This window comes from Metabacillus bambusae, from assembly GCF_017497975.1.
In the GTDB taxonomy this organism is placed as follows: domain Bacteria; phylum Bacillota; class Bacilli; order Bacillales; family Bacillaceae; genus Metabacillus; species Metabacillus bambusae.
Window position 1 is genome coordinate 181,853 of the sequence record NZ_JAGDEL010000006.1, and the last position, 17,351, is coordinate 199,203.

The 17,351-nt window shown below is 34.3% G+C and carries 19 protein-coding genes; 5 read left to right on the forward strand and 14 right to left on the reverse strand.

What is annotated here, in order from left to right; all coding sequences use genetic code 11:
* Positions 1–47: 47 nt before the first annotated feature.
* Positions 48–680, reverse strand: coding sequence for a hypothetical protein (locus I7822_RS10760; protein WP_207977849.1), 633 nt, complete (start codon positions 678–680; stop codon positions 48–50).
* A 153-nt stretch (positions 681–833) separates the two neighbouring features.
* Between I7822_RS10760 and I7822_RS10765 the strand changes: the two genes are divergently transcribed.
* Positions 834–1,613, forward strand: a complete 780-nt coding sequence (locus I7822_RS10765) for a hypothetical protein (RefSeq protein WP_207977851.1) — start codon at positions 834–836, stop codon at positions 1,611–1,613.
* Between the two features lie 485 nt (positions 1,614–2,098).
* Entirely contained in the window at positions 2,099–2,290 is a 192-nt protein-coding gene (locus tag I7822_RS10770; protein WP_066334028.1) for a hypothetical protein, read from the forward strand.
* A gap of 598 nt (positions 2,291–2,888) precedes the next feature.
* On the opposite strand, the gene I7822_RS10775 is transcribed toward I7822_RS10770, so the two are convergent.
* Entirely contained in the window at positions 2,889–3,716 is an 828-nt protein-coding gene (locus I7822_RS10775; RefSeq protein ID WP_243459407.1) for a DUF2935 domain-containing protein, read from the reverse strand.
* A gap of 281 nt (positions 3,717–3,997) precedes the next feature.
* Here I7822_RS10775 and I7822_RS10780 point away from each other — a divergent pair, with 281 nt between their 5' ends.
* Positions 3,998–4,471, forward strand: coding sequence for a hypothetical protein (locus I7822_RS10780; protein ID WP_207977852.1), 474 nt, complete (start codon positions 3,998–4,000; stop codon positions 4,469–4,471).
* 280 nt (positions 4,472–4,751) lie between these two features.
* Here the strand turns inward: I7822_RS10780 and I7822_RS10785 are convergent, their stop codons facing one another.
* Together I7822_RS10785 and I7822_RS10790 are read right to left on the reverse strand one after the other, a co-directional pair.
* Positions 4,752–5,801: an aldose epimerase family protein gene (locus tag I7822_RS10785; protein ID WP_207977854.1), complete on the reverse strand. Its 1,050-nt coding sequence runs from the start codon at positions 5,799–5,801 to the stop codon at positions 4,752–4,754.
* A 124-nt stretch (positions 5,802–5,925) separates the two neighbouring features.
* Positions 5,926–6,714: an alpha/beta fold hydrolase gene (locus tag I7822_RS10790; RefSeq protein ID WP_207977856.1), complete on the reverse strand. Its 789-nt coding sequence runs from the start codon at positions 6,712–6,714 to the stop codon at positions 5,926–5,928.
* Positions 6,715–7,130: 416 nt separating this feature from the next.
* On the opposite strand from I7822_RS10790, the gene I7822_RS10795 reads away from it, so the two are divergent.
* Together I7822_RS10795 and I7822_RS10800 are read left to right on the forward strand one after the other, a co-directional pair.
* On the forward strand, positions 7,131–7,337 hold the full coding sequence (locus I7822_RS10795; RefSeq protein ID WP_066334046.1) for an alpha/beta-type small acid-soluble spore protein: 207 nt from the start codon (positions 7,131–7,133) through the stop codon (positions 7,335–7,337).
* A 99-nt stretch (positions 7,338–7,436) separates the two neighbouring features.
* Complete coding sequence (locus tag I7822_RS10800) at positions 7,437–7,670, forward strand: hypothetical protein (protein WP_207977858.1); 234 nt, start codon at positions 7,437–7,439, stop codon at positions 7,668–7,670.
* A 130-nt stretch (positions 7,671–7,800) separates the two neighbouring features.
* Here the strand turns inward: I7822_RS10800 and I7822_RS10805 are convergent, their stop codons facing one another.
* The 10 genes from I7822_RS10805 to I7822_RS10850 form a co-directional block, all read right to left on the reverse strand.
* Positions 7,801–8,424, reverse strand: a complete 624-nt coding sequence (locus I7822_RS10805) for a CAP domain-containing protein (protein ID WP_207977864.1) — start codon at positions 8,422–8,424, stop codon at positions 7,801–7,803.
* Positions 8,425–8,725: 301 nt separating this feature from the next.
* Positions 8,726–8,878, reverse strand: coding sequence for a hypothetical protein (locus tag I7822_RS10810; RefSeq protein WP_207977866.1), 153 nt, complete (start codon positions 8,876–8,878; stop codon positions 8,726–8,728).
* Positions 8,868–9,059, reverse strand: coding sequence for a hypothetical protein (locus I7822_RS10815; RefSeq protein ID WP_207977868.1), 192 nt, complete (start codon positions 9,057–9,059; stop codon positions 8,868–8,870). The genes I7822_RS10810 and I7822_RS10815 overlap by 11 nt, the downstream gene beginning before the upstream one ends.
* A 12-nt stretch (positions 9,060–9,071) precedes the next feature.
* Positions 9,072–9,833 (reverse strand): 2-amino-3,7-dideoxy-D-threo-hept-6-ulosonate synthase, encoded by a 762-nt coding sequence (locus I7822_RS10820; protein ID WP_207977870.1) that lies wholly within the window; start codon positions 9,831–9,833, stop codon positions 9,072–9,074.
* Between the two features lie 18 nt (positions 9,834–9,851).
* A complete protein-coding gene (locus tag I7822_RS10825; RefSeq protein ID WP_207977872.1) occupies positions 9,852–10,958 on the reverse strand; it encodes a 3-dehydroquinate synthase II domain-containing protein in 1,107 nt (368 codons plus the stop codon).
* 21 nt (positions 10,959–10,979) lie between these two features.
* A complete protein-coding gene (locus I7822_RS10830) occupies positions 10,980–12,233 on the reverse strand; it encodes a phenylacetate--CoA ligase family protein (protein WP_207977874.1) in 1,254 nt (417 codons plus the stop codon).
* Between the two features lie 16 nt (positions 12,234–12,249).
* Positions 12,250–13,002: an amidohydrolase family protein gene (locus I7822_RS10835; protein ID WP_207977876.1), complete on the reverse strand. Its 753-nt coding sequence runs from the start codon at positions 13,000–13,002 to the stop codon at positions 12,250–12,252.
* An 11-nt stretch (positions 13,003–13,013) separates the two neighbouring features.
* Positions 13,014–14,348: a phenylacetate--CoA ligase family protein gene (locus I7822_RS10840; protein WP_207977878.1), complete on the reverse strand. Its 1,335-nt coding sequence runs from the start codon at positions 14,346–14,348 to the stop codon at positions 13,014–13,016.
* The gene (locus I7822_RS10845) at positions 14,345–16,486 is read right to left on the reverse strand and encodes a tetratricopeptide repeat protein (protein ID WP_207977880.1); all 2,142 of its coding nucleotides are present in this window, start codon (positions 16,484–16,486) and stop codon (positions 14,345–14,347) included. The genes I7822_RS10840 and I7822_RS10845 overlap by 4 nt, the downstream gene beginning before the upstream one ends.
* 2 nt (positions 16,487–16,488) lie before the next feature.
* Positions 16,489–17,055, reverse strand: a complete 567-nt coding sequence (locus I7822_RS10850; protein WP_207977882.1) for a tetratricopeptide repeat protein — start codon at positions 17,053–17,055, stop codon at positions 16,489–16,491.
* Between the last annotated feature and the right edge of the window lie 296 nt (positions 17,056–17,351).

Consider the following 17,351-nt stretch of genomic DNA (forward strand, 5'->3'; position numbering starts at 1 on the left):
CTCCCCTTTTTAAGTGGGGAATTTTTTTTACATTTACAAAAGATCATTTATTGCAAATCAAACTCAGATAATGAATCCATATGACTTGCAATCATTGCAATAATCGTACTAGCCTCTTCTTTACTGAAAATAAAATTAGTTTCATCTTTAATTAAGTCATCATCGTCAGTCCGTATCCGATTGATGCGACGAAGAACACCATCACCTGTTTCTTGAACGACACCAAATTGATACGTTACTTCTACTTCATCCTCATAAGTAAAAGCTGTAACCTCAGGTGTCTCCCATTCAACATCAATTTCTTCAAATATATCCGAATCAATATCATCCGAATCCACTTCTGAAGGCTCATCATCCTCGTCATAATCGTCATTCATATACATATGAAAGCTTTCATGTACAGCATCAATAATGTCTTCAATATCTGAAAGAAGCGTTCTAGAGGTTTGCTCGTATTCAAAATCAAATGTTTCAATATAGAAGTCTTCATTATGAGGATCGAAAAATAATGTGCAAAAATAATCGCGATCATCATCTTCTGTCTCTACAAAAAATTCAATTCTTGGATGCTTTGCACCACGATCAATTGACATATGACCTACTTGATCATACTTTTCACAAATTGATTCAAGATGCTCCTGTAATTCACCACTTACACGGTCAAACCACTCTATACTCATCTCTCAACCACCTTTCTATTTCATCCTCACTAGTATGTCCTACCTTTTAAGAAATCCTACATTTTTTTCCTTTGAAAAATTAGTGATCAAAACATTGGGTTAGCACATAAGCTATTAACATCATTTCCGTTTTTTAATGAGAGGAGTGAAATAGTGGTCTATATAAAAAATCAAGAAAATCGTAATTTATATAAACAAAGTTCAGAAATAAAAATAACATCCAATCAAGATTCATTTCGAAAAAGTTATTTACAGGAATTTATTAAGCAGCAGGGTAATATAAATTCCTCCTTAAAAAATGCCTCAAATGAGGTGAACATTTTAGTAAATGAAACGAGAAATGAACAAGAACAACATTTTAACCATGTTTTAAAACAACTTGAACAACAGGAACAACGAACAACACCACTAATTGAAAATATCACAAGACAAGAGGAAGCTTATAAAACATTGTTAGAGAGATTTGAAGCTATTGATGAATTTAATCATGAATTAGTTAAAAAATATGATAATGAAGGATTAATAAATCAAGCGATTGTAGATCAGCTAACCATTCAGGATACAGCCATTCAACAGCTTTCGAAAAAAATCGAACAATTTGGCGATCTTCACCATAGTCTTAGTGAACAATTAGAGGAACAAAATAATATAAATGATGATATACTAAAAACTCTTGAATTACAGGAATCATTCCATAAGACGATTCTTGAACGACTAGAGCATCAAGAAGCATTAAATCAAAAGATGTCAAGAGAGATAGACGGTCTAAAAGCAACATTGTTTGAAAGAATTAACTATGTGGTCGAAAAAATCGAAGATAATTATAAACAAATAACAGGATTCGTCACACAACTTTTCACAAAATCAGGATTCTTCCATAGAATAACGGTTGAAAAAGACAAAAAAGAAAAAGAATCAATAACTACTAAATAGACAAAATAAATAACCTGATTCATTTCGTCCTCTATAAAGTCATATGATATCAACTTTTTAAATAAAGGCTCTTTTCTAAAAGATTGTTCCTTCTAACACAAAAACTATTTCAGGTTGATTGGAACGGATTGCGAGACTCCTGCTTAGAGCAGCGGGACAGGTGAGACTCATGCATGCGTTTACGCCGAGGAGGCTCACCGCCCGCCCCGCGGAAAGTGAGCATCTCTCGCTGCAATCAACATTACTTGGTAAATAGCAACAAAGTTTGCGAAAACAGCCTAAATAAAAAAACTGAAATTGTGAGTTGATTTTATTTTACATGTGCAAAGAAAATCATCTTTAATTATCTCCCTATTAACTCCCATTGCTCTTTATTGTACCAATCTTGTTAAATTATGTTTCGAAATAATAATCATATAACAAGATTTTTACTTCCCGAAAAGGTAAACCTAAAGAGGATTATCTATGGAAATGGAGTGATAAGGTTGCCTAAAAAGTATCCTAACTTTGTAAACAGTGAATATTTTGTTGATGAGCCTGGTAACTGGCACTTAAAAGAGGGTGCACCTAAAGAGCTTCAGAAGGAATTTGCAAATTATATGCAATCTCTAAATGTCATTCAAGATGAACCAGGGACAATAGATAGTATTCACGTGTCTTATCCATATGGGGATTAAGTAAATATTAATTTTAAATTTCTAAAATAAAGGCTCTGTTCAACTTGGTTGTTGATTTCCGTGGCAGGCTTTCTCTTTAATCAACAAAGTGCCAAAAATAATAATAATCTTTAACAGAGCCAAAATAAAAACCTCTCTAGACGGGTCGGTTTAAGAGTACAAAACATTAAATAACACTCCCTTTAGCAGTTCGATTAACACATAATTCGGACTGCTCTTTTTGTTGATTGAGTAAAAATAGTTGAAATAACAATTTAAATAACACTTTAGACATAAAATCTTTTCATTCGTATAATGCATAAGTTAAAACACTAACCAAATCTTATCCGAAAACCTCAATAATTTAACAGGTCAAATGGATATTTATGTTGATGTAAGTATAGGGATTGTGAAAATATGTACTAATATTCAATAAGAACCTTATGCACTGTAAATTTTGGTTGTTGTTTTCCTCTTCATGCGTTCGATTTTCTTTCCATTCAACAAAACTAAGAAATCAACAACAATCTTTAACACAGCCCTTTTTATTAGCATTTTGCTTTAAAATGGAAACCCAAAAAAGGTACGCTATCTATAACGTACCTTTTAAATTATATTATTAGGAATAGGATGGTCTTTTCAGCGAACACTTACTGGCTTCTTCACTTAATCCTGGAGCATAAAAACTTAACTTTTTAATAAAATAACATGTTTCCGGAAAATGATGTTCAAGGAAGCGTAGAGTTGATTTATTTAGAATCTTTTTTTCTTTATATTTAATAACCATACTATAAATAAACCTACTCATTTCAATCGTCGTTTTTCCTACATCGTTCGCAAATTCTTTCTGTCGAGCAAAATTAGGTTCTTTAAACCGTAAATAACCTTTTAAATGGCGGTTTTGAATAATAAATGCCTGATAGCTACTTATATATCCCTCTGCTAGTTTAGTTGCCATTAATTCAATTGGGTCAAGTAAGTCCTCAAAAAGAAGTACGTGTCCTAATTGGTCCTCTAGCCATAAGTCCATTAAGACTGCTAAAGGTAGAGGAACAGGTTTTTTCCCTTGGACTAAGAAAGTCAAAATACGAAGGTACTCCTGATTCTCGGCAAGTGTTCCATTTAAATATGTAGGAGACAAATTTAAATTCACTTTATTATCAATCCGAAGTGATTGTAGCTTCCCTTCAAATTCATAGTAGCCTTTTGCCACAGGCCAAGCTCTTTTAGCAAAGTAAATCATTGTTACATCAGTATGTTGAACTGTTCTTGGAATCGAGTGTAACATGGAAATAAGTTCACCAAATAAATGAATATACTGCTGTGAGGTATTTACATATTCAACTTCACTCACAGAAAGATGGTCCCTCACAAAATAAGCATGGTCCTGTAGAATCTCTAACCAAAATAAATGCTCATCCCAAATAGGTATCAAATTGTTTGTCATATATCTCCACCTCTATTATTTAGACCTTTTCTTACATATTGTTGAAAAGTAAAACGTTATTCCGTACTTTACTTTTAGATCTTTGTTAAACTTACTAAGCTGTTTTCTTATACTTCAAAAGCAACATAGGTTACGAAAACAACCCCATTATTTATATATTTTATGAAGGAGGAGGGACAGAAATGAATTTTTGATGATATTGGTCTAATGAAAATCTACATAACATATCACAAACTTGGAAAGATAAATATATTACGAAAAATGAAAAGGATGTCTGGTAAATGAGGAACACAAAGCTCTTTATGATTTTAATGAGTCTTTTGCCTTGGCTATCTGTTCCACTATTAAATGCTAAAACATTTAAAAGATTTCTTCCTAGTGTACTATTCATGTGTTTATATGTTGCGTCAGAAGGCTATTTAGCCCAGAAGAAAAAATGGTGGTGGTTTCCATTATCTGTAAAACCAAATGTAGTTGGTGAGCTGCCATTAATTTTCGGGCCATTCTTTGTCGGTTCTTTTTGGATCCTAAAATATACCTATGGAAAATTTAATTTATACTTGTTAATTAATATTGTGATCGACTCCATTTTTACTTATTTTACATTAAATTTTTTCAAAAAAATTGGATATGTCTCTCTTGTAAGACTAACTAAATTTCAGCTTTCTTTATTATTTTTAGTAAAATCAGTTTTAATGTACGGATTTCAAGTTATGTATGAAAAATATTTTTATCAAGATACATATGAGAATTAAGTTAATTGGTAAGCGATAACCTTCCGTTTTCTCTTGACTGGAAGGTTTTGTGTTATTTAGATAGATATAGTTTCTTTCTATGCTATATCTTAGAAAGAAGTTTTGCTTAAACAAGACAATCCGAATAAACAAAAAATGCTTGGGTTCAATCCAAGCTTTTTTTGTGTTATATATAGTATTAATTGCCTTGCTAATATGTTGGTATTTTATCTTCTATTTACAAATTTCTACTTCAAAACAAAACCGAAACCATTAAAACAATTAAGAGCGGTTTTTCAAGTTATTCAGCTATAGTAAACGTATACTTTGTTGTTGTTTTATACTCTTCTCCAACATCTAATATAGACTGAGAAAATTCCGGATGATGAATTGAGTCTGGTAGTCCTTGAGTTTCTAAACATATTCCTAAATACTTTTTAGATTGTACATCTCGAATTTGAAAACTGTCATCCATCATATTTGACGTGTAGATTACTACACTTGGTTCATCTGTTTCAACGATTAATTTTCTCCCGCTTTTCTCATCAAGCAAAATAATCTCTTGATTATGATTTTCTTCTAGTACGAATGGATGATCAATTCCTTGTCCTACTAATTTAACTTGATCATGATCTGCTGTGATTCCTTCTTGAATCGTTTTTCCTTTACTAAAGTTAAATGGTGTATTTTCAGTATCAAGAAAAGCACCGGTTGGAATTAATTGCTCACTTAGTTCAAGGAATTGTTTGCTTTTTAATTTTAATTTATGGGATAAAATATCTGTTTTTACATCACCACTTAAATTAAAGTATGTATGATTCGTTAAATTAACCAATGTTTTCTTATCAGTTGTAGCAACGTATGAAATAAACAATTCATTTTGATTATTTAATAGATACGTTACCTTAACAGATAAATTACCTGGATAACCCGCTTCCCCATCCTTGCTTAAATATGAAAATTCCACACCTACCTCATTTTCCCGTTCCACAATTTCGGCTTCCCATAGCTTTCGATCGAACCCTTCTGGTCCACCGTGTAAATGATTGGCGTTTTCATTTTTGGGCAAGCTATAGGTTTTTCCATCTAAATCAAAGCTTCCATTACTAATTCTTCCTGCAACACGACCAACGACTGCGCCAAAATATGGAGAATTTTCTATATAATTATTTACATCATCAAAACCAAGAACTACATTTTCAGATTCTCCAGCTTTATTAGGTGTAAGCACCTCTGTAATAATACAACCAAGGGTAATACATGTTACTTTCATACCTTGAGTATTTTGAAGAGTAAATGAATATACTGGTTCTCCCCTATATTCTCCAAATTGATCTTTTAAAATTTCCATGCTTCTCTCCTCCAGCTATAACGATTAGAATGTCTATATTTGTTTTTATTCCTCTGACTAGGAGCAATTCAAAAACAGCAATCTATATAATATTATTCATTTTCCCTTCATTTCCTGCTAAAATTTAAAGATTTTCTTTCATTGTGTCCAATTTAAGAATATATTGGAGAATTTCTTCATTTACTTGTTTCCATTTCTTAGTTGGTATTTGGTGATTGACATGTTTAAATAGGACAATGCGATACTCAGTTGTTCTATTTTTAAAGAAAGTATTATATCGATTTATTGCATCTGACCTCGTTCCATCCATCCACAACAATGGTACGTTTATATTGCAAATATCTTCAATGATATTCATATGAAGGATCTCTTCATAATATTTATACCAAACACCTTGCTGTGATTTATTCATATGAGTTATAAGTAACTTTTTTAACTTATCATTTTTTGTATGACTCATTGCTAAAATATGTGTTAAAAGGTTTTTATGGTGATTAACAAAATACATACCGAGCTTATGTTCCAACCTAAGAGATGAATTTAAAACAGCTGGATAGCCTCCAAATAATATTAAGCCACCCACACGGTCACGAAAATGAGAGCTAATATATAGTGCAATTGCACCACCTGCAGAATATCCACATAAAACTACTTTCTTTAATTTTAACTCATCAATAAAAGCAATAATTTCTTTGCTATAATTTTCTATTGTTACCTCTTCACTAGTTATCTTCGAGCTATCCCCATGACCGGACAAATCTGGGAATATTACTCTCATATCCCTGCTAAGATTTCGTTGATAATAGAAAACATGCCTTCCCATACCTGGTGGATGAATAAAGACAACAGGTATTCCTTCACCAAAATCATCGAATGTAATATGCTTGCTATTCTCGATAGTAACGATTGGCACTATGTCATCTCCCCAAAAAAATAATATTGTTGCTATTATTCCACAACATTTTTCAAGTTAGCCATTAGATCACTTAATAAAATGTCGTTATTTCTCCCACCTTAAAATTGGCGATATTTTCCATGCTTTAGGAAGAATAATTCAATTTAAACGTGAGATATTATTATCAACATCACAAAGATTATTAGCTTTAGAAAAGGCACTCTTAAACTTGGTTGTTGACTTCCACTTCAATCAACAAATGCCAAAATCAACAGTGAGCTTTAACAGAACCTTAGAAAAAGAAAATAGTATAAAAATTAATCGTTGAATCATAATATTCCTAACTAATCACGGGTTAGCCTAGAAGGTTAAAAGCTTGGTGCAAATCCAACCTAACCCACCAAACAATTATTCATAAAGGAGATGGATTCAACATGGCAAGCAACGGTAATAACTCAAATCAACTAGTGGTACCTGGTGCTGCTCAGGCGATCGACCAAATGAAATATGAAATCGCTTCAGAATTTGGTGTAAACCTTGGTGGAGAAACAACATCTCGTGCAAATGGATCAGTTGGTGGAGAAATCACAAAACGTTTAGTTTCTTTTGCTCAATCACAAATGAGTGGCGGAGCAAGATAACAACTTCAATTTCATATAATTGGCAAAAAGGTACCTTATCTGGTACCTTTTTCATTTTGATGAAGAGTAGTCATGAAAAATAAGAATAAGGTTATGATAGTGAAGAACCTTAAAACTAATTTATCGGAGATGAATGATGATATGGTAAACGAAAACTTTGATCAATTTATCAAAACCGAAGCAAAACATAAATCAGCCTATCTTGGTTCTGACCAACAACATTCACATGAGAAAGCTAAACGTGAAGATGACATTAATACAAGGTCTGATACAAATATGTCTGTCGGAGCAGTTGGTAGAGATGTTTTTGAAGACAATAAAAGAAATGAATAAATCTAGTTTCAAAAAATAAAAACATGGGGGTGATTAACACCACCATGTTTTTTCAATTTAGATTATTACGCTAGTTTTCAGTACCACAAGCCAACACATGAAGTACTTTTGCTAATCCTGTTGTTTATTATTATCTCGCCTTAATAAACATCTGAACCCATGCACCATGATAAAAACCAACACCAATTGTATCAAATTCTGGTTTTAATATGTTTGCTCTATGACCTGAGGAGTTCATCCATGCGTTCATTACTTCTTGTGGTGTTTTTTGGCCTTTTGCGATGTTTTCTCCAGCATAGGAATAGCTTATTCCAAATGTTTTTAACATATCAAAGGGTGAACCATAGTTTGGACTTGTATGAGAAAAGTAATTTGAATTAATCATATCTTCAGCTTTTTTCTGGGCGACATTTTTCACATCAGCACGATGTGTAAGGGGCTTCAATCCAGCTTTTGCTCGTTGCTGATTAACTAATTGCACAACCTGTTCTTCAAATCCACTTGGACTTGATGTAGTTGCTTTTAATCGAATGACTTCTCCTATGTGCATATTTCTTGGTTCAACTGTCGGATTTAATTCCATAAGTTTTCTATAATCTAGCCCGTAACGCTGTGCTATGTACCAAAAAGTATCTCCTGGTGACACTTTATAAAACTCAAATGGCGGTTCTTTAAAAGTCTTGATTTGACCTTGAGAAACAGTAGGTAATGCTGACATCAAAATGGTTGTAGCAATTATTATCTTTTTTAGCATTGTATTTCCTCCACTAATAATTGTATTTTTTACCACCATCCTATTTTGGCTTATTTTCCAATTTGAATGCATACTATCTTAAATAATTTAGGAATAAAATCGCAAGCGCCTTGAACAGCCTCGGGCAAATAAGACGCTTAAGAATAGAAGGTGTTCTTTACCTTCAATTCTTAAGTGGCTTAGACCCAAGAGGGGCTTGGCGCTGGAGCTGGATGCCAAGCGCTTATCCACAGTTCTAGAATTTTAAAATTCCTAGACAAATAAAAAGAGGCTGAACAAATGAATGTTCAACCTCCACACCTTATGGTCTTTGAATATTTAACGTATTTAACATTTCTTTAACAGCTGCTTGAATGTCTTTAGATTGGCTATTGCCGGCTAGTGCAGTGTTAATTTGATCCTTAAAAGTTGTGACAGCTTGCTTAACATTTTGTTTATTTTCTTTATTTCCCATCGTTTTTATTCATCCCTTTCATTTGCTCTAATATTTTATCCATTGGAATGTTTAAACCTAGATCTTTAAACATATCAAATACAGCAGCTTGAATCTCTTCACCATTTGCTCCCTGTTTTTTTAATTTCTTTATTTTCTTAGATAAATTTTCAATTGCTTGATTCATTTCATTATTATCCATATTTCACCTCGTTTATTGGTCTAAAATTGAACGGATAGTTTCACAAAGTTTTGTCGGATTTTCAGCTTGAAAAATATTACGACCTATTGAGATCCCATTAGCACCAGCAGATACTGCATCATCAATCATTGTTAACAAATCCGCATTTGAATTTAGTCGTTCACCACCAGCAATTAATACTGGTATTTTCACTCCAGAAACGACTTCTTTAAATGACACAACTGAACCACTGTAATTAACTTTTACAATATCTGCACCTAGCTCTTCTGCGACACGGGCTGCATGACGAATACGTTCTGGATCAAACTCATGTTCCTTCGAACCATCACGTACATACATCATTGCTAGTAATGGTAAACCCCATTTGTCACATTCTTCAGCAATTAAACCAACATCTCTTAACTGTTCTGCTTCAAACGGTGAACCTAAATTAACATGAGTCGAAATAGCTGTTGCCCCTAAACGAATCGAATGCTCAACAGAAGAAACGACTTCCTTACGATTTGCCTGGGCTTCAGGTGCTAGTGAAGTAGACGCGGATAAATGAATAATTAATTCACCTTTATTTGAACCAAGTGTATCCTTTAAATAGCGAACAAGACCTTTATGAACGACTACTGCATCTGCGCCACCTGCAAATACGGCTTTAACGGTCTCATTTATCTCAGCTAATCCTGTAACAGGACCAATTGTAATACCATGATCCAATGGGACAATTAATAACCTATCAGAATGATGGTATAGTTTTTTTAAACGTATTTCTTTTCCTGACATTAGGATTCCTCCCTTCCTCTATTTTTCAATAATTGTTTCGCTTACTTTAACCCCTACATGGCGCCCTGGTTCACATACATAGGCAAGTAACTCATCTCCAGGTTGAATAGTTGAAGCATTTCGAGGTTTTCCATCAGCACTCATAATTCGAATGTGCCAGTCATCTTGAACAATGACATTTAATTCGCGATCTCCAACTTTTCCTTTTATCAATAACATTGGGCGCACCTCTGTTTTAATCCGACCAACAGTTAGAACTCGAGTTTCACCCTTTGTATTTACACAAAGAACTTTATCTCCAGCTTTCAAATCACTTAAATACTCAGCAGCTTCCTCTGGCTGCCAAACGTATGAGTGAACAGCACCAGCATTTACACGGAAAGGTCTTAAGTTCATATAAGGGAGATAATGTGTCTCAGAGCAAACAAATATCCCTCCACCAGATGTCGAGCCAATGATCATTCCTTCATCTTGAGTCATGATTCCTGTTGTATCAATACATGCTCGAACTCCCATTCCTGCATGCATTACTTCTGTGACAACCATAGGATGCAATTCTAAATTAGGCAAAGATTGCTTCGACATAAATGCAGTTAGTCGTTTAACCTCATCAATGTCTGATGTTGCAAACAGAACACCATCACTACCCTTTTCTAGCGTTCCATAGGCAATCTCGGTATCAATCGCCGTGTTTACAGCACGTAATAAAATTGTGTTGCTTTCTTCTAATCTAGCAATAATTAATTCAAGTGGAATATTTGTTGGTAGGTCAAAATCTACTGCAGCAAAGTCATAATCACTAGCTTCTCTTGAACATCGTTCTAGCATTTCTCGATTATCTACTGAATAAAAAATACATGTTTTATAGCCTGATTTTTTAGCATTTGTTAAAATCTCTTGATCATCAGAAAACACAACATCACCTGATGGTACCTGTTCAAGCTCTTCGTTCTCTGTTACTTCTGTAATAAAGGACATTTTTTGAGGAAAGTATCCATCCTGACGCTGCTTTAATGAAACTAATACTTTATCAATAGGTGAATGGTTAATTAACTCCCATACATCCATATTTTCAACTGACACTCCTCTACCGTCATACCAAACTTGCCTTTCTTTTTGTTGCATACAATAATTGCTCCTTCCAACTTAAAAAGTTTTAATTTGTGTTAATAGGCTTTGTGTTTCTTTTTCAGTTAAATAATAGCGAGGCTTCGCCTTCATACCAAAGGATAAAAGATCATTCCGATCATAAAGGGTTCCTTTTTCTAAAAGGAAGATTGAGAGGTCTATACCGTAGGCTGATTTAAGTGACTCAACATACTCCTTTGGTACCTTATCATGCTCAGATTCTTGTTCGACAAATAGATAGAGGTGATTCTTCCAATTACCAACTGACCAAAATCGTCTTGCAGGTAATTTGGATATTATTTTTTCGACTTCATACAAATCAAAGCGAATAGAATTAATTGTTATCATGTCTTCTTTTCTTCCTCGAATAACGTATGAACAGCTAGCTCCACATAAACATTTGCTATGTTTAACTTGAACAATATCTCCTGTAGCATAGCGTATCATCGGGGTGGCTCGTTTTCGTAAGGTAGTAACAACTAAGTTACCACATTCACCATCACTTACTTCTGTTTGGAAGTCATCTTTTAAAACCTCAACGTGAAAGCAATCATCGAACAAATGCATCTGTTGGGAAGGACAATCAATCATTGCTGTTCCAATCTCTGTCATTCCATAATTATCAAATACTGGGACACCCCAAATGTCTTCTATTAATGATCTTTTGTACGGTGTTAATGGTTCACCAGCTGTACAAATCGCCCGTAGGAATGGAAAATCCGTTTTCGGGTTCAAGCCCTGCATTTCCGCTACCTCTGCAAGCATAATTGCTTGTAAGGAAATACACGCAAGCACGGTTACATTTAAATCCCTTAATAAATTGATCACTTTTGGCATTGGTGTTACGGTTGTACGACTATCTGCAGGTACGACACACCCTCTTTGTTTTTGCACAGTTCGATGAATAAAGTGTGAGATCGTTGAGAGAGCATACGGAAATCGTATGAGGACAATATCTTCCTGCTTAAAATTAACACCACATGTCGCGATCCGACTCGTAATTTCATCTAGATCTATTTCGCTATACCATACAGAAACGGGTTGGCCTGTTGTTCCAGATGATTCATGATACTGTGATAAAGATTCTGCCTGACTTGGCAAAAGTCCAAAAGGAGATTGTGAGCGTAAATCATTTTTGGTTGTAAAAGGAATGTGGGCTAAATCAGCAAGTGTATTTAGTGGTAGCTGTGGAATACGATTTGAATAGTACTTGGACATTTTGGCGTAAGCAAGCACTTCATTTAATGCTGTCATCTTCTCATGTGTGTCCATGTAAACACACCCTTAATTACATCTGTAGAAGATGTTTAATATTTTTACTTAAAACTTGTTCACGTTCATGGTCGGTTATTTGTAATCTTAAAATCTTTTCTAGCTCAATTGCAGGGTGTGATAAAGGGTATTCTGAGCCGAAAATCACCTTTGAAGCGCCAAGCTTCTTTACAGTTTCCTGAATATGAAGATAGTTGCCTGTGGATGTTTCCAAATAGAAGTTAGGAAGTGTTTTTGCAGCCTCAACAGCTTCTTGATCAGCTGGACCAAAACCCATATGACCTATGATAAAATTAGTTTTTGGAAATTGCTTTGCTAGCTGAACAAATTTAGCTGTTGATGCACCAGGGCTGTATACGACATGGGAATAAACAGGGAAACCGTACTCACCACATAGGGAGGCTAAGGAAGTAACACCTTTCGATGCAAATGAAAATTGATGGGATAAAGGAGAGAGCTTAAGTCCTTTAAATCCAAGCTTGAGACCATTTTCTAATTGTTCACTCACATCTTTATCATGTGGGTTAATACAAATAAATCCTTGGATGTTTTTATTCGTTTTGATTGCATTTTCAACGTATTGATTATCAGGCACTGGATTATCTGGTTTGGATTTACCTGTAATATAATCCGTCATTTTTCGTACATCCAGCATTGCTCCTGGAACTGCTACACCTTGATCAATCCCTGCTTCCTTTATTATCTTTAAATACGTTTCTGTGTTTCCATAATCTGTGTCTGATAAATGCGTATGTGCATCAATGATCAATGTTTTCACCTCTATTCATAAACAACTCTGACCGTCTTACCTTGTGGACGAGGTAGCTTTTCAACAAACTCAAAAGCAAATGGGATGCCTGATGCAAATTCCATTCTACTAGCCAAGGAATCTGCTAAATGCTCTGAGGGCTCAATAGTTGAAGCAAGCTCACAACGTACGTTAATAACGTCATTGTCTCCTTCTTTTTTCAAAACAAATTCAAACCAGTTTCCGATTTCAGGCTCACGCATTAAAAACTCCTCAAGGTAAAAAGGTGATAGAGATGTGCCATTGTAGCGAATTTGGTCAACGACTCTTCCTCGCAAATAAAACTTTGGCATCGTAACCCCACATGAACAAGATTCCGATTCAATATATCCTAGATCACCAGTACGAAAACGTAAAATAGGGGTATCGTAGCGAAGGGCACTTGTTACAACAATTTCTCCAATTTCACCTTCATCAAGTGATTCTCCAGTTTTGGGATCAACAATTTCAACGATTGCATGTGCTTGAGCAATATGGTAACCATCATGTTCATCACATTCAATACCTAAAACCCCACATTCAAGACTTCCATAAAAAAAGTTAGCGGTCACTCCCCATAATTCTTCAAGGCGTTGACGAAAAGCAGGGGAACAGCCTTCACCAGTAATCCATAATTTCTTTAACTGTAATGTTTTTAAATCGAAGTTTTGTTCACTCGCTTCCTCTGCCAATAGCATTGCCCAAGATGGAGTGGTAATCACAATATTTGGTGTTAAATCCTGAATCATTTTTAATGTCTTCTTAGGAGTTGAATATGCACCACCCTTCCCTGCAGGGATGACAGTTGCTTCACACCCTTCCATAAATGTTTTATGGAAAGCTAAACCCGCTGCACTCATTTCATATGGAAGTGCATTTAAACAAACATCGCCAGGATCAACAGGAAATAATTCAGGATATCTTGGGGCTAAATCATGCAAGTAGTAGTCATTCCACGTATACATCATATAAATTTCTTCTCCACCTGTTGTACCAGTAGATACTTGAACAAGTGCAATTTCCTGTTTGTCACATGTTAAAAGAATATATGGTTTACCCCGAAGCTCATCTTTAGTTAAGAAAGGTAATTTACTTAAGTCGCTTACTTGTTGAATATCAGTCGGTTTCACATCAACTTCATCGAGCTTTTCGCGGTAAAAATCATTTTTTTCATATGCTTTTTGAACAATTTGTTTTAATGATTCAAGGTGATATTGTTCTATTTGTTCTGCTGACATTTTATCTGGATGGAGGGTCCCATCAAAAAAGCTCGTAATGATTATAGGCATACTCACGTTTTTTAGTTTTTTTTCAAACAATGAACTCATTCATTATTAACCCCCTGACTTACTAGTCGTTTAGCATATTTAGATTCAGGAGCCACTTTTAAGAGTGTTTTAAATGTCTTTTCAGCTTTTTCTAGGAAACTCGTTTTTTTATATAAATGTCCTAAATCAAATAGAAGCTTTACATATTGCTCATGTGAGATTGGCGGATTTTCACGATTACTTTCATATGCCGATTTTACAGCCTTAAAGTCTTTTATTGCTTTATCACTTGAATGGAAGAAGCCCTCTGGTAAGGCATGATAGATTGAACCTCTTAAATAGTATAATTCTGGATTATCTGACTTAATTGATGTTTTTAAAATCTTTAATGCCTTAATCGTTTCACCAAACATTTCCTGGGGGTCATTTGCATGCTTGCCTATTAAAGCAGCTGATGCCGCGTAATACGTGTTCGCAACTTCACAATTTGGATATGCTTTCAACGCTTTTTCCCATGCCTCTAAGCTTTGTTTTGCAGCTTGTTTGCTTCCTTTTGCACCTAGATAATGAAGTTCTTTCGCCATGTTATAAAATTGTTCTTTATTTGATGTTGAATATTTAGAAAGATTTATCTCTTGAAAAGAATACACTTCTCTCTTGTCATTCACTTTTTGCTGCATTTCTTCACTTAGATTAGTTTTTAATAACCTGATCCATGTTTCATTTGCTTCAGCTATCATCTCTAGCCTTTCATAGGCACAACCTAGGTCAAATAAAAGCTGTTGATAGGTCTCCTCTGTTAAATAGGTAGGATCATTTTCATATTCTTTTAAGAGGTACTCAATATCACTTACAGCCGTAGCTGCTCGTCTAAAAAAGTTTTCTGGTAAACGTAAACTGTGATTTGCACGGACTAGTCGGAGATCACGATTAGAAGGGTATTCATTTACGAGATTATCCATAGCTTTCAAAGATTTTATCGCACTGCCAAACATGTCATACGTGTTAATTGAATCTCTACCTAGCATTGACTGTACATCTAAGTAAGCCATTTCAACTTCAGGTGTAGTATTCGTTAATACAAAGTTTTCAAAGAATTCGATTGCCTCTTGCACTTCATCTGAACTACCATTTAATGCTTTTTCATAGAAACTAATGGCTTCTTCAGTTAGTCCTTTACCCTTGCTGTTTTTTTTTGTCTTTGTTGAAGATTTAGATGAAGATTGTTTACTAGCCGTTGAGTTTGCTTGTGCCTTACCTTCAACATTTACAGTCTTCAATTTATTTTGAAACATGCTTGCTTTTTCAAGTTGATTCGATCGTTTGCATGCATCAATTACATTTTTTAAAACTTCGTTATACTCGCTTTCAGTAAGAATGGAAGAGTCCTTTTCATAAGCCTCAACTAGAAATGAAAAATCTTCAATGGCAGTACTTGTTCGTTGAAAATACATTTCAGGTAATCGAAATGAAACATTTCCTCTTAATAGTCTAGCAATTACTAGGTTTGGAGCTTTTTCAACTACTGCATCTAACACCTTCAAGCCTTCTAATGCATATTTCATTTTATCTGTAACACTATTTGCATCCCTTCCAAGTAAAGTAGTAGCACTGCCTAAATAAGCTTGGATTTCTAAATTATCTTTATGTTGCTTTGCTAAATCTTTTAATGAGTTATAGGCACTTTTAACGGCTTGTTTGTTCCCCATTATCCCCTCATTGTGTAATTCAATAGCTGCATTAAAAGGTTCATTTTTTTGCATAGAAACTTTACTTGGTACTTGAGATTGCTGTTTGCTTACGTCCTGCTCTTTTGTTTGATTAGAATTAGAGGCATTTTCCTTAGGATTGTTGGTTTTATTTGATTTCTCTCTTTTAATGGAATTGTTTTTATTGGAAGATTGGTCTTTTTCTTGTATTAATATTTCGAGAAGTTCATCTACTAAATCTGCTATTGATACCTGTATATGTGCTGGTATTGACTCTGGATTTGGATCTTGAACTGGTTCATTAACTAATTCATCTACTAGATGTTTTACCCGTTCTTGTACTATTTCTTTTACTGGCTCAAGTACTGCTACTACTTCTTGATTTGGTTCTAGTTCTCTTAAAACAATTTCTCGTCTAATATACGGGTTTGATTTTATTAAAGTTGAAATTAAGTTTTGTCGTTGCTGTGTTCTAACCTTATTTCCCACATTTATTCACCCCCATTTTTCTTCGCATCAGCAACAAGCTTTTTATATTTGCTATTATTTAAACTTAATAGCTTATTCCAAGTTTCTTCAGCGCGTTTGGAATCGCCTACTGTTTGATAAGCCTTGCCTAGTTTTAGTAAAATTTCATGATATTGATCTTTCGTGATATCTCGATTATTATTTTCAAAAGCTCTGATTAAATAATTAAAGTCTTCAATGGCAGTTTTTGTACGTTTAAAGTAGATTTCAGGTAATCGGTATGCTACGTTGCCTCGTAATAGACGAATTTCTACATTATCTCCATCTAATTTAACTGCTTGATCAAGAGCTTTTATTCCTCTTTTACCATAGTTTGATTTTTCATTTATATCGGCATGGTCCCTTGCGATTAACGCTGATGAGCTTCCAAAGTAAGCTTCAACTAATGGATGATTATTTACCTGGAGCTTAATGTTTTTCAGACTTTCATATGCCTTTTGTGCTGCTTGCTTATCACCATTAATACCTTTTTTGTGAAGAGTAATGGCTTTTGCAAAATCTTTTTCCCAATCATTTTTTCCAGTTGCCAAATTCTTGCACCTCCTTTTTAATATCGCAATTAAAAATCATGCACTACAAGTTTTTTAACGTTTTGTAGTTTTTAAATACATTTACACTTTATGTTGTAGAAATGGTATGGTGATAGACTATAATGGAAAAGTATAATTTTTAGTGATAGAATCCAATTTAAAAGCGCCTTCAATGCTGTTATAGTCATTGTCAAAATGACTTTGTATAGACTGTTAACCCTATTATTATCAACTTAAGTAAAATGTGTGACTTAGTTGAAAGACTAATAGACGTAGAGAGAAATAAGCGACTTGAA

Coding starts and splice junctions, on each gene's coding strand:
- I7822_RS10760 (WP_207977849.1), bottom strand. CDS start 680: ATGAGTATAGAGTGGTTTGACCGTGTAAGTGGTGAATTACAGGAGCAT.
- I7822_RS10775 (WP_243459407.1), bottom strand. CDS start 3,716: ATGACAAACAATTTGATACCTATTTGGGATGAGCATTTATTTTGGTTA.
- I7822_RS10780 (WP_207977852.1), top strand. CDS start 3,998: ATGAGGAACACAAAGCTCTTTATGATTTTAATGAGTCTTTTGCCTTGG.
- I7822_RS10785 (WP_207977854.1), bottom strand. CDS start 5,801: ATGGAAATTTTAAAAGATCAATTTGGAGAATATAGGGGAGAACCAGTA.
- I7822_RS10795 (WP_066334046.1), top strand. CDS start 7,131: ATGGCAAGCAACGGTAATAACTCAAATCAACTAGTGGTACCTGGTGCT.
- I7822_RS10805 (WP_207977864.1), bottom strand. CDS start 8,424: ATGCTAAAAAAGATAATAATTGCTACAACCATTTTGATGTCAGCATTA.
- I7822_RS10810 (WP_207977866.1), bottom strand. CDS start 8,878: ATGGGAAATAAAGAAAATAAACAAAATGTTAAGCAAGCTGTCACAACT.
- I7822_RS10815 (WP_207977868.1), bottom strand. CDS start 9,059: ATGGATAATAATGAAATGAATCAAGCAATTGAAAATTTATCTAAGAAA.
- I7822_RS10820 (WP_207977870.1), bottom strand. CDS start 9,833: ATGTCAGGAAAAGAAATACGTTTAAAAAAACTATACCATCATTCTGAT.
- I7822_RS10825 (WP_207977872.1), bottom strand. CDS start 10,958: ATGCAACAAAAAGAAAGGCAAGTTTGGTATGACGGTAGAGGAGTGTCA.
- I7822_RS10830 (WP_207977874.1), bottom strand. CDS start 12,233: ATGGACACACATGAGAAGATGACAGCATTAAATGAAGTGCTTGCTTAC.
- I7822_RS10840 (WP_207977878.1), bottom strand. CDS start 14,348: ATGAGTTCATTGTTTGAAAAAAAACTAAAAAACGTGAGTATGCCTATA.